7 protein-coding genes and 1 tRNA gene are annotated in these 13243 nt (G+C 57.9%); 6 read left to right on the top strand and 2 right to left on the bottom strand.

The window, feature by feature from the left end:
* Nucleotides 1-332: 332 nt before the first annotated feature.
* The 4 genes from BLW10_RS09745 to BLW10_RS09730 all read left to right on the top strand — a co-directional run bounded on the left by BLW10_RS09745 (nucleotide 333) and on the right by BLW10_RS09730 (nucleotide 8150).
* Complete coding sequence (locus tag BLW10_RS09745; protein WP_091334314.1) at nucleotides 333-1592, top strand: GGDEF domain-containing protein; 1260 nt, start codon at nucleotides 333-335, stop codon at nucleotides 1590-1592.
* A gap of 112 nt (nucleotides 1593-1704) precedes the next feature.
* Nucleotides 1705-2760 carry a response regulator gene (locus BLW10_RS09740; protein WP_091334312.1) on the top strand — a complete coding sequence of 352 codons (1056 nt, stop codon included), beginning with the start codon at nucleotides 1705-1707 and terminating at the stop codon, nucleotides 2758-2760.
* Nucleotides 2757-6650: a PAS domain S-box protein gene (locus BLW10_RS09735; protein WP_091334310.1), complete on the top strand. Its 3894-nt coding sequence runs from the start codon at nucleotides 2757-2759 to the stop codon at nucleotides 6648-6650. The genes BLW10_RS09740 and BLW10_RS09735 overlap by 4 nt, the downstream gene beginning before the upstream one ends.
* 54 nt (nucleotides 6651-6704) lie before the next feature.
* Nucleotides 6705-8150 carry a TrkH family potassium uptake protein gene (locus BLW10_RS09730; protein WP_091334309.1) on the top strand — a complete coding sequence of 482 codons (1446 nt, stop codon included), beginning with the start codon at nucleotides 6705-6707 and terminating at the stop codon, nucleotides 8148-8150.
* A 14-nt stretch (nucleotides 8151-8164) separates the two neighbouring features.
* On the opposite strand, the gene BLW10_RS09725 is transcribed toward BLW10_RS09730, so the two are convergent.
* Nucleotides 8165-9238 carry an ADP-ribosylglycohydrolase family protein gene (locus BLW10_RS09725; RefSeq protein WP_091334307.1) on the bottom strand — a complete coding sequence of 358 codons (1074 nt, stop codon included), beginning with the start codon at nucleotides 9236-9238 and terminating at the stop codon, nucleotides 8165-8167.
* Between the two features lie 165 nt (nucleotides 9239-9403).
* Nucleotides 9404-11410, bottom strand: a complete 2007-nt coding sequence (gene uvrB / locus BLW10_RS09720; RefSeq protein WP_091334305.1) for an excinuclease ABC subunit UvrB — start codon at nucleotides 11408-11410, stop codon at nucleotides 9404-9406.
* A 121-nt stretch (nucleotides 11411-11531) separates the two neighbouring features.
* Between uvrB and BLW10_RS09715 the strand changes: the two genes are divergently transcribed.
* Both BLW10_RS09715 and BLW10_RS09710 read left to right on the top strand, forming a co-directional pair.
* The gene (locus BLW10_RS09715) at nucleotides 11532-12722 is read left to right on the top strand and encodes a pyridoxal phosphate-dependent aminotransferase (protein WP_091334303.1); all 1191 of its coding nucleotides are present in this window, start codon (nucleotides 11532-11534) and stop codon (nucleotides 12720-12722) included.
* A 41-nt stretch (nucleotides 12723-12763) separates the two neighbouring features.
* A tRNA-Asn gene (locus BLW10_RS09710) sits at nucleotides 12764-12839 on the top strand.
* Nucleotides 12840-13243 lie beyond the last annotated feature (404 nt).

Below are 13243 nucleotides of genomic sequence, written 5' to 3'. Positions count from 1 at the left end.
TGTACGGGGCGCGTGTGCGATGCTACAGCTTAACGGAAGTTAGGAATCACAAACAACGCGACACTTATCCACTAGCACAACTGATCTTACGAATTCGGGCACGACCCTCGGTAACGATGCCATCAACGGCGGTGCGGAAAATGATGTGCTCCCTCTCTGCTCGACAGACACAAACAGGCGGCCACAGAGCCGCCTGTTTTACGACACCATCACACTATCCATCCGGTGAAAAGTTCGCCCATGCGCGGGTGAGTGGAATGCCGATTCCGTCGCTTCGTTCCGTCCACTAAGATAGACGCTTACCTCTCCCCGCCGCCCGGAGCGCGAGCGACATGTTGAACGATGCGCGAGTTTACAATCTGTTCGAGCGTTCGCACTATGCTGCTGCGATCCGCTTGAAACTGTTGCTGATTGTGACCGTGTGGTTGCTGATTGTCGCGCTGTCGCTGGGCTGGAATCTGCATCAAGCCGAGCAGCATCGCGAAAACTTAGCCTTAGAATCGGCGCGGACGTTTTTTGATCTGTTGCTGATTACGCGCCGTTGGAACGCCCGTCACGCGGGCATTTATGTGCCGATCACGCCGCAGACGCCCGCCAATCCTTATTTAAAAGACCCGCAGCGCGATCTCCAGATTACGCCCGATCTGACGCTGACCAAAGTCAATCCAGCCTATATGACGCGCACGCTCTCGGAGCTGGCCGCCGAGCGAGCGGGCGTGCAGTTTCACATCACCAGTTTGAAACCGATTCGCCCCGAAAATATCGCCTACGCTTGGGAGATTGAGGCGCTGCACGCTTTTGAGCAGGGCGTGAAAGAATGGGCGCAACCCTATTTGGACGGCGATCACTGGGGCTATCGTTATATGGCCCCATTGATTACTGAAAAACCCTGTTTGCAGTGTCACGCCGAACAGGGCTATCAACTCGGCGATGTGCGCGGTGGCATCAGCATCACGCTGCCACAATTGGCCCCGATTCCGTGGCAGGCGCTAACCATCAGTCATGGGCTGGTGGCGCTGGTTGGGGTGGTGGTGATTGTGATTTTGGGGCGGCTGTTGGCGCAAGCTTACGAAGGCTTGCGCCGCCAAGCGGTGTTTGATGCGCTGACGAGCATTCCGAATCGCCGCTTTTTCACCGAACAACTGGTGCAAGAACTGCGACGCGGGCGGCGCGAGCGGGTGCCGCTGTCGCTGTTGATCTGCGACATCGACGATTTTAAACGCTACAACGATACCTTTGGACATCAAGCCGGCGACCGCTGTTTGTGCGCAGTCGCCGAACTACTCCGCACCAGCTTGCAGCGCAGTTCAGATTTTTGTGCGCGTTATGGTGGCGAAGAATTTGTCGTCGTGTTACCCAATACCACCCTCGATGGCGCACAACGTGTGGCCGAGCGCATTCGCCAATCCGTGTTTGAACTGAGTCTCTGGCATCCAGCTTCAGCACATGGCGTTGTCACCATCAGCATTGGCGTGGCCGAAGAGCCAGCGGGCGAAGCCGATCCCGATCACGAATTGCTGATTCGGCGGGCAGACGAGGCGCTCTATCGTGCGAAAGCAAACGGACGGCATCGGGTTGAATTGCAGCGGTAGTGATCAGCGGCCAGCCGTCAGCTTCCAGCTTTAAGCGGTTGGCGTCCTGCTCGAACCACCGCATCACACCGCTGGCCGCTGATCGCTCTCCTAAATTCAAGAGACTGTTTTTATGACCGACGCGCACAAGCAGACAATTCTGGTCGTCGATGATGCGCCAGCAAATATTGATTTGTTGGTCAATACCTTAAAAGCTGATTACAACGTCAAGGCCGCCACTCGCGGTGAACGGGCGCTGCAAATTGTACGCTCCGGTGATCCGCCAGATATGATTTTGCTCGATATTATGATGCCGGGCGTCGATGGCTTTGAGGTCTGTCGTCAATTAAAAGAAGATTTTACTACGCGCCATATTCCAGTCATCTTTGTGACGGCCAAAATCGGCATTGAAGATGAAATTCGCGGTTTTGAATTGGGCGCGGTTGATTATATTACCAAGCCGATTAGTCCGCCGGTCGTGCAAGCACGAGTGCGCACGCAATTAGCCCTCTACGATCAAAACCGCGTGCTCGATGGCAAGGTGCGCGAGCAAACAGCGCGGCTGCATGAAACGCGCTTGCGCATTATTCAGCGCCTCGGGCGAGCGGCAGAATATAAAGATAATGAAACCGGCCTGCATGTGATTCGCATGAGTCATTATTCGCATCTTCTCGGCGAGGCGGTCGGGATGAGCGCAACCGAAGCGGAATTATTACTTAATGCCGCGCCGATGCACGATATTGGCAAAATCGGGATTCCTGATCGTATTCTGCAAAAGCCCGGTAAGCTCGATGCGGAAGAATGGGCGATTATGCAAACGCATAGCCAAATCGGAGCTGATATTCTCGGCGATGCGGGCGATTCGGATTTATTAGAGATGGCGCGAATTGTTGCCTTGACGCATCACGAAAAATGGGACGGCTCTGGATATCCCAATGGCTTAGTCGCTGAAGCTATTCCGCGTGTCGGGCGGATTGTGGCGATTGCCGATGTTTTTGATGCGCTGACTTCAGAACGCCCCTATAAACGCGCTTGGCCGGTTGAACAAGCCGTTGCATTGCTGAAAGATGGCGCTGGCTCACATTTTGATCCGCAATTAGTGCCCGCTTTTCTCTCGGTATTGCCGCAGGTGCTCGATATTCAGGCCCGTTATGCCGAGCAAATGCCGAACGATCACACCGTTCCATGAAATCCTTTTGGAGCGGGTTGGCCACCCTGCTGTTATTGGCCTTATCGCTAATAACCCTACTGGCGGTGCTGGCGTTGAGTGTTCAAGCGCCCGTGCTCATGCTGATCGTGTTCACGGCTATCGCCAGCGTGTTGGTGTTGATCGTGCTGGCGCTGCGTCATCTGCGGCAGGGTCTGGAAGATCGCTGGTTTGACCGTCGGCGTTTGCGTCAGCTTGTCGCTTCAGGCGTGATGCTGGTACTGGCCGCCGCGCTGGTGGTCGCCTATCTCGGCTTAGAACAGCTTGACACCGCCGCCGTCACCCTGACCGCGCACTGGTTAGTGCTTGGGGCGCTGGTGAGTCTGGCCCTGTTGGTCTTGACACTCGGAGCACTGTTGCTCTGGCTTGGCGAGCGCACCCGAACGCGCATGCAAGTGCTGGTCGAAGCGCGGGCGCAGGAATGGCGCACGCTGGCGCAGGTCGTCGAGCAAAGCCCATTGAGCATCGTCATCACCTCGATTGATGGCTGTATCGAACACGTCAATCCGACCTTTACCCGCATCACCGGCTATGAACGCGATGAGGCGATTAGCCAGAATCCGCGGCTGCTCAAAAGCGATCTGACCCCACCGGAACGCTATGCCGAGCTCTGGAACACGATTCTTGCCGGTCAGGTTTGGCATGGCGAGCTGTGTAATCGACGCAAAAGCGGCGAATTATTTTGGGTCGCCGTCTCTATTGCGCCGGTGACGGATGCCAGCGGCACACCGACGCATTTTGTCGCGATGAGCCAAGATCTAACCGCCACCAAGCAGGTCGAGGCGTTGGCACAAGCGGCGCTCGCACGCAGTGAACTCATTCTCGACTCAGCCGGCGAAGGCATCATCGGCATGGATGGTGACGGGCGCATCAGCTTCTGCAACCGCGCCGCGACCGACATGCTCGGCTATCCGCCCGGAGCACTGCTCGGACGTCCGCTACATGCTACGGTGCATCACTCGCACGCTGATGGGCGACCGTATGCGGCCTGTGATTGCCCGATAGAAGCGGCTTACCGCAACGGCTCGCGCCATCAGGTCGAAGATGAAGTGCTGTGGCGACAGGATGGCACCAGTTTAGAAGTCGAATATGTCGCCGTGCCGATGATTAACGCTGGGCAATTAGTGGGTGTGGTCGTCGTATTTAAAAATATCAGTGAACGCAAACGCGCTGCCCAGGAATTAGCCGCCCGCGAGCAATTATTCCGCACGCTGGTTGGTACTATTCCGGGCACGGTATTTCGTTGTCTGATTGATTCAGATTGGACAATGCTGTTTATCAGCGATGAAATCGAGCGGCTGTCCGGCTATCCGGCCAGTGAGTTAATTCAGAATGCGGTACGAACCTATACCAGTTTGATTCATCCTGATGATGTCGCGCATGTCGCGACGACTATTGATGCGGCGATTAGTGCCCATCGCCCGTATACGGTTGAATATCGGATCTGTGATCGCTTCGGCGCGGTGCATCATGTTTATGAACAGGGTCAAGCCAGCTATGATGCCAACGGGTTGCCGCTGGATTTAGCTGGAACCGTGATTGATATTACGGATCGCAAAGCTGTTGAAGCTGAACTGTTAGCCGCCAAAGAACAAGCTGAAGAAGCCACCCAGGCTAAATCAAGTTTTCTGGCCAATATGAGCCATGAAATTCGCACACCGATGAATGCGATTATCGGTATGGCGCATTTAGCCCTGCAAACCGATCTCGATAGCCGCCAGCGCAATTATATTGAAAAAGTACATCGTTCCGCTGAAGCACTGCTCGGTATTATTAACGATATTCTCGATTTCTCGAAAATCGAAGCCGGTAAGCTCGATATTGAAGCGATTCCATTCCGGCTCGAAGAGGTGATGGATAATCTCGCCAATCTTGTCGGTCTGAAAGCGGAAGAAAAGGGCGTTGAATTGATGTTCGATTTACCGCCCGCTGCGCCCTGTGCGCTGATTGGCGATCCGCTGCGTTTGGGGCAAATTTTGCTCAATCTTGGCAATAACGCGGTGAAATTCACCGATCCGGGCGGCGAGATTTTAATTACCGTGCGGGCAGTGGACGTGGCTGAGGACTGGGTGCGACTGGGTTTTAGCGTGCGCGATACCGGCATTGGCTTGACGCTGGAGCAACAAGCGCGGCTGTTTACGTCCTTTAGTCAAGCCGATATGTCCACCACGCGCAAATATGGCGGCACCGGCTTGGGGCTGGCGATTTCCAAACGGCTGACCGAGTTGATGGGCGGCGAGATTGGCGTCGAGAGTGAAGTCGGTGTCGGCAGTACCTTTCATTTCACGGTGCGACTTGGACGCCAGCACGAACCGCTGACCGCTGCGCCGCTGCGGATGCAACCGCTTGGGCGCATCTATCGCGTGCTGGTCGTCGATGACAATGCCAGTGCCCGCGAGATTCTCAGCCGCATGTTGATTGCGCTCGGCTTTGCCGTCGAGTGTGTGGCCGGTGGTGCCGAGGCGATTATGCGCCTGCGCGAAACCGATCAGCTCGCGCCCTTCGATGTGGTGCTGATGGATTGGAAAATGCCCGGACTCGACGGCATCGCCACCATGCAGCGCGTGCGCAATCTGGTTGAACTCACCCATGCGCCGACGCTCATCATGGTCACGGCTTACGGACGCGAGGAAGCGCGGCAAGCGGGTGCGGATCTGAATATCGCTGGGTTTCTGACCAAGCCGGTGACGCCCGCGATCCTGTTTGACACCCTGATGCGGGCCATCGGGCACGATACAGCTTTGCTCACGCGCCCGACCACGCCGCGTCAAGCGGTCACGCCCGAAGTCACAGCGCAGTTGCGCGGGGCGCGGGTGCTGTTGGTGGAAGATAACGAACTCAATCAAGAATTGGCGCTAGAGCTGTTGACCAGTCACGGCCTGCGCGTCGAGATCGCCAACAACGGTCAGGAGGCGCTCGACCGGCTCGCGGTGGCGCAATTCGATGGGATACTGATGGATTGTCAGATGCCGGTGATGGACGGCTACACCGCCACCCGCGCCATTCGTGAGCATCCTGAATACGCGGCGCTGCCGGTGATTGCGATGACGGCGAATGTGATGAGCGGCGACCGCGAACGGGCATTGGCGGCGGGCATGAATGACCATATCGGCAAGCCGATCAATGTGCGCGAAATGTTCTGCACGCTGGCCAAATGGATTCATCCAGCACAGCCACAGCCGCTCACCACTGCTACGCCCAGTGTGCTTGACGCGCCAGCAGCATCAGCAGCATCAGCAGCCGCTGATCTGCCAGATAACATGCCCGGTCTCGATCTGCCCGCCGGATTAGCCATCAGTCAGCACGATACGCGGCTCTATCGCAAGCTGTTGCGGCGTTTTCGCGACAGTCAACAGGACTTTGCCGCCCAATTTGCAGCGGCGCGGGCGGCGGACGATCCACAGGCCGCAATCCGCTGTGCGCACACGCTCAAAGGGGTCGCCGGCAATATCGCTGCAACTGCGGTGCAGACAGCGGCACAGGCATTGGAGCGGGCCTGTCAGGTCGGCGAATCGGATGCGCAGTCAGAGGCACAGATTGCGGCAGCCCTCGCCGCAACGCTCACGCAGTTAGACATTGTGCTCACGGGGCTGGCGCAGCTTGAAATACTGGAAACAGTGGGAGCTACCGCGCTCGGTGCGGCAGATGCGGCAGTCGATCTAGCAACGCTGGCTCCCCGCTTGGCGCAGTTGCGGGCGCTGTTGTGCAAGGATGATACCGCCGCAGCGGATGTCATCGCCGAGATCGCGCCCGTGTTGACAGAACCGACGCTCGAACCTGTGGTGCGGCAGATGACGCAGGCGATTGAGGCGTATGATTTTGCGGCCGCATTGGCGGCGTTAGACGCTGTATCACAGCACCTCGGTTGCTGATGCGATTGCCGACTCGCCACCCGTCTTTTTTTAAATTCATAACATGGCCTAACGATGCACTGGCGCGCCATTATTCGGCTATTCGGTCTGCTGTTGCTGCTCTACAGCCTGAGTTTTCTGCCATCGCTGCTGCTGGCGCTGGTGTATCAAGATGGTCAGGTGTCGGTCTTTATCAACGCCTGGATCGTGACGCTGGCCGCCGGGCTGCTGCTCTGGCTGCCCAATCTCCGCGCTCACAGTGAACTGTCCGTCCATGACGGCTTTGTCATCGTGGCGTTGTTCTGGGCGCTGCTGGGGCTAGTCGGGGCGCTGCCGTTTTTATTTGGGCTGCATCTGACGCTCACCGATGCGGTCTTTGAGTCGGTGTCCGGGTTTACGACCACAGGCGCGACGGTGATTGCGGGACTCGACCGCTTGCCGCCGTCGATTCTCTATCATCGTCAACAGATCCAGTGGCTCGGCGGTATGGGCGTGATCGTGCTGGCGGTGGCCATCTTGCCACTGCTGGGCGTCGGTGGGATGCAGCTCTATCGCGCCGAAGCTTCGGGCGTGGCCAAGCATGACAAACCGACCCCGCGTATCAGCGAAACCGCGCGCGTGCTGTGGTCGCTGTATTTTGGGCTGACAGCAGCCTGTGCGCTGGCGTTTTGGTTGGCGGGTATGACCGTATTTGATGCCGTCGGTCATGCCTTTGCGACGGTGGCGACCGGCGGTTTTTCAACCCATGATGCCAGCATTGCCTATTTTGATAGCCCGCTGATCGAGGCGATCACGATTGTGTTCATGCTGGCCGGTGGCGTGAACTTCGCCATTCATTTTGTTGCGTGGCGCGACTGGAATCTCCGCGCCTATGTCACCGATCCCGAAACCCGCACCTTTGGCTTGATCTTTCTCGGCAGTTCGCTGTTCATCGCCGCGAGTCTCTCCTGGGCCGGCACCTATGCTGATGGCTGGGAGGCGCTGCGGCATGGCACGTTTCAGGTCGCCTCGATCCTGACGAGCACCGGCTTTGGTACCGCCGTCTTTGCCGATTGGCCGCTGCATATTCCGCTGGTGTTGGTGATCCTGTCGTTTACAGGTGGTTGTGGCGGCTCCACGGCGGGCGGGATCAAGGTGCTGCGCGTGATGCTGCTGGCCAAACTTGGCGTGCGGCAGTTGCTCCAGTTCGCGCATCCTCATGCCGTGTTACAGGTTAAGGTCGGCCAGCGGGCAGTCAAAGACGATGTGCTGTTCTCGGTCTGGGGATTTTATGTGCTCTATGTCGTGACCTGTCTGCTGCTGACTGTGGCGATGATGGCCGCTGGGCTGGATTTGGAATCGGCATTCGGCGCAGTGTTTACGACGGTCAATCTCTGTGGCCCGGGCTTAGGTGAGGTAGCGGTGACCTTCGCCACCGTCGATTCGGTGATTAAATGGCTGGGTATTTTTGGGATGTTGGCCGGACGCTTGGAAATCTTCACGCTGTTGATTTTATTGATGCCAGCGTTTTGGCGGCAGTGATGGGCGAGGCCGTCTTAATACGGCGGTAGCAAGCGCCGCACACCATGCGCTAACACAATCAACATAAACACCGCATTGCGTAGCAACACACAGGGCACACATAGCGGTAGCGGGCGCTGCCGCTGTCCGGTCATGCGACTGCGTGCTAAACGCTCGCCGAGTCGCTCCAGCCAGCGCACCGAGCGCGGCCAGTCAATCATGCCATGCAGCCAAGCGTGCGGAATGCCTGCCGGCCCGACAGCGGCACCGAGAATCCCGCCGACAATAGCTGCCGTCGAATCAGTATCACCACCACAGCGAATAACAGCACCAACTGCGGCGCGATAATCCTGCGGATGCGCTAACCAAGCGTGAATAGCGACTGGCACCGTATGACACACATAACCGGATACACCCTGCGCTAAACCCAGCGCCTGCGCAAAATATTCGGTCGATTCACCGGCATTGACTGACACGACTGCCTGTTCAATCAATCCCGTAAGCACCTGCCCATCGGCAGCCAGCGTCTCACGCACGACACTGAGATACTGCGCTGGCTCTACCAGTCCTAGGCTCGCCGAGCGTGCCGCCCAAGCAACCGCCCAAGCGCCGGATTCGGCTAACGGATCGGTATGGGTCAGCCGCGCACTTGCTTGCACCAGTGCCCGCAACGCGACCGAATCGGCGACGGCGACGCCGAGAATCGCCGCCCGCATCGCTGGGCCGTTGCCCGCCGAATACACGCCACTGCGCTCAGGACGAATCCCGATCCAGAGCCGGAGAATCGCCCGCAGGGTCGCCCAGCCGATCCCCGCCGGCAACCCCAAAAACCACCAGCGCAACCGCCACGCCAGCGAACGCCGGAAGCGATCCAGATTGCCGCCGCTGACAAGCAATGCCTGCGCAACCATCGCGGTGTGTTCGGTATCATCGGAGATCATCCCCCAGCGTCCGAGCAATCGCTGGTGCTCCGCTGGGCCGAGCAAGCGGGCAGCGCGGCGCGGTGTGAGTCCTTCGTATGGCAATCCCAACGCATCACCAACCGCCGTGCCGAGTAGACACCCGACGCAGGCTGTGCGGAGCGATTGAATGGGCGCGTTTTGAGGCATTATCATTGATTTTACCGATTCAATTTCGAGTAAAGGTAGCGCCTTAATCGATAGGGTTTATTGATTACGATAGACGGCATCAAATCTTATAAACTAGGGCACTACCACTACCCAGATTGCAAGCATTATGTGTTCTGTGCCGCTCTGCGCCGATTAACTCATCCATCAGGTCAGTTGCAACGCCCGAATCTGATCGCGGATCGCTGCCGCCTGCTCAAATTCCAGATTCTTCGCGTGCTGATACATCTGTTTTTCGAGCGTTTTCAAACGTTTGGCCAATTGCTGCGGCGTCAAGCGACCATATTCAGCCACCTGTTCAGCGACTTTGGCATAGTCACGCGCTTTCAGCGGCGCGCCGGGCGTATGGGCTTCGAGAATATCGGCGACTGCCTTACGGATGGTCTGGGGCGTGATGCCCTGCACGGCGTTCGCGGCGATCTGCTTGGCACGACGGCGTTCGCTTTCCGCAATCGCCCGCTGCATCGAGCCGGTAACACGGTCAGCATAGAGAATCGCTTTGCCGTTGGCATTGCGGGCGGCGCGGCCCATGGTCTGAATCAATGAATCAGTCGAGCGCAAAAAGCCCTCTTTGTCGGCATCCAGAATCGCCACCAGCGACACTTCGGGCATATCCAGCCCTTCGCGCAGCAGATTGATGCCGACTAGCACGTCGAACGTCCCCAACCGCAGATCGCGGATGATCTCGACCCGCTCCACCGTGTCGATGTCCGAATGCAGATAGCGCACCTTGACGCCATGTTCGTCGAGATATTCGGTCAGATCCTCGGCCATGCGTTTCGTGAGCGTCGTCACCAGCACTCGTTCATCGGCGCTCACACGCGGGCCAATCTCCGATAGCAGATCGTCAACCTGATTGTGTGCCGGACGCACTTCGACCTCGGGATCAACCAGCCCAGTCGGGCGCACCAGTTGTTCGATCACTGCGCCCGAGTGCGCAATCTCAAACGCACGCGGCGTGGCTGAAACATAGATGGTCTGCGGTTGACGCGCCTGAAATTCCTCGAACTGGAGCGGGCGGTTATCGAGCGCCGAGGGCAGCCGAAAACCGTAGTTGACCAGATTGTCTTTGCGCGAGCGGTCGCCGCGAGACATGCCGCCGAGCTGGGGCACGGTGACATGACTCTCGTCGATGACGAGCAGCGCGTCCGGCGGCAGATAATCGTAGAGCGTCGGCGGCGGCTCGCCGGGCTGACGCCCCGAGAGATAGCGGCTGTAATTCTCGATGCCCTGGCAGTAGCCGATTTCGAGCATCATTTCCAGATCAAACAGCGTGCGCTGTTCAAGCCGCTGGGCTTCGATCAGCTTGTCATGGGCGCGTAGCCAGTCGAGCCGTTCCTTGAGTTCCGGCTTGATCTGGTCGATGGCCTTGAGGATGGTCTCACGCGGCGTGGCATAGTGAGTTTTGGGGAACACCGTGTAGCGCGAGACCTGCCGCTGTACCGCGCCAGTGAGCGGATCGAACAGCGATAGCGTTTCGATTTCATCATCAAAGAGCGTAACGCGCAGCGCCTCGGCGTCGGATTCCGCCGGATGAATGTCAATCACATCGCCACGCACGCGATAGCTACCGCGTGATAGTTCGATTTCATTGCGCGTGTATTGCAGTTCCGCGAGTCGGCGCAGCATTGCCCGCTGATCGATGCGCTCGCCGCGCTTCAAAATCAGCACCATTTTTAAATACGCCTCGGGATCGCCCAAGCCATAGATCGACGAGACGGTGGCGACGATGATGACATCACGCCGTTCTAATAACGCTTTGGTCGCTGAAAGGCGCAATTGCTCGATCTGCGCATTGATCGCTGCATCTTTTTCGATATAGGTATCAGTCGCCGGAACATAGGCTTCGGGCTGGTAGTAATCATAATAGGAGACGAAATACTCCACCGCGTTGCGCGGAAAAAACGCCCGCATTTCGCCGTAGAGTTGGGCAGCGAGGGTTTTATTCGGGGCCAAAATCAACGCCGGACGTTGCACCTGAGCGATGACGTTGGCGATGGTAAAAGTTTTGCCCGAACCCGTGACACCAAGCAGGGTCAACCCCGCTTCACCATCATTCAACCCCGCGACCAGCCGCCGGATGGCCTCGGGCTGATCGCCGGCTGGCGCAAACGGGCTGACAAGTTCAAAAACCGGACTGAGCGAACGGGACATGCAAGCAACCTCGGGGCGAGCGCGACGTGCGATTCGAGTGTCGGACAGCGGGCGATTCGCTATTATTGTGGGCCACTTAACCACGAATCCAGCCATCAGGGCCATCTAGGTACTTTCGTCCATGACCACCAAGCTCGCCGCCCGCGTCCAGGCCGTCAAGCCCTCCCCGACTCTTGCCATCACCGCCCGCGCCGCCGCGCTCCGCGCCGAGGGCCAGGATGTGATCGGACTCGGCGTCGGGGAGCCGGATTTCGATACCCCCGAGCACATCAAGGCCGCCGCCATCCGCGCTATCGAATCCGGCTTCACCAAATACACCGCTGTTGACGGCACACCGGAACTCAAACGCGCCATCATCGCCAAGTTTCAGCGCGAAAACGGGCTGGACTATGCGCCGAATCAGATTTTGGTCTCGTGCGGCGGCAAGCAGAGTTTCTTCAATCTGGCGCAGGCGCTGCTCGATCCGGGTGATGAGGTGGTGATTCCGGCGCCCTATTGGGTGTCCTATCCCGATATGGTGCTGCTGGCCGACGGTCTGCCGGTATTTGTGCAGGCAGGTGCGGCGCAGGCGTTCAAGATCACGCCGGCCCAACTCAAGGGCGCGATGAACGAAAAAACGCGGCTGGTGGTCATCAACAGTCCATCCAATCCGACCGGCATGGCCTACAGCCGCGAGGAACTGGAGGCGCTCGGCGAGGTGTTGCGCGATTTCCCCAAAGTCATCATCGCCACTGATGATATGTACGAGCACATTCGCTGGGGCTCTGCGCCCTTCGTCAACATTCTCAACGCCTGTCCCGATCTCGCGCCGCGCACGCTGGTGCTCAATGGTGTGTCCAAAGCCTACGCGATGACCGGCTGGCGCATCGGCTATGCGGGCGGGCCAGCGCCGATTATCAAGGCGATGAACACGATCCAATCACAGAGCACATCGAATCCGACCTCGATCTCGCAGGTTGCGGCACAGGCGGCGCTGGATGGGCCGCAGGACTGCATCGGCGTGATGCTCAAGGCGTTCCAAGAGCGGCATGATTTTGTAGTTGAGCGGCTGAATCAGATTCCGGGCATCGAGTGTCTGCCGACCGATGGGACGTTTTATGTGTTTCCGAAGGTGCAGAAGCTGATTGAAAGTCTGGATGGGGTGAACAACGATCTGGATTTGGGCGAGTTTCTGATTGAGAAGGCGGGTGTGGCGGTGGTGCCCGGATCGGCGTTTGGATTGGGCGGGTATCTGCGGTTGTCGATTGCCACCAGCCGCGAGACGTTGGAGCAGGCGTTGGATCGGATCGAGCAAGCGGTAAAAAACGCTTGACGCGGGTCTGATCGGGCCGTATCATGCGCGGCTCATGACATTCCCTGGTAGCTCAGTCGGTAGAGCGGGTGACTGTTAATCACTAGGTCGGCGGTTCGAGCCCGTCCCAGGGAGCCAAATAAGCGTTGAAAATCCTCGTGTTTCTCTGAGACACGGGGATTTTTTTTGCCTGCCTGATCGCTGGACTCCGGTGCATGTCCGGAACGAACCATAGCACTTATCGTGGAAACTTGGCCAATAAACACCCTGACTTAGGTTGATTTATTGTGACTTATAGTCTATAGACTAATTGTTCCGTCCCGTGGGATTATATTCCGAAAAGGAGCTATCCTTTGTTCCAAGCCCGCGAGGCACTGCGCACACTCAGTGATGAGCTGAAGACGACCAAGCGGCGACTGCCGACGACACTATCACCGACCTAAGGGAACATCTAATCATGAATCTGAACCTACATCGCAACGCCCGCACCACGCCCGCGATTCGTCAGGAGCTACGCGAGTCCACGAAGTCAGAGCGCGAAC

Source organism: Allochromatium warmingii, from assembly GCF_900107145.1.
Classification (GTDB): Bacteria; Pseudomonadota; Gammaproteobacteria; order Chromatiales; family Chromatiaceae; genus Thermochromatium; species Thermochromatium warmingii.
This window is presented reverse-complemented; position numbering and strand designations above follow the sequence as displayed.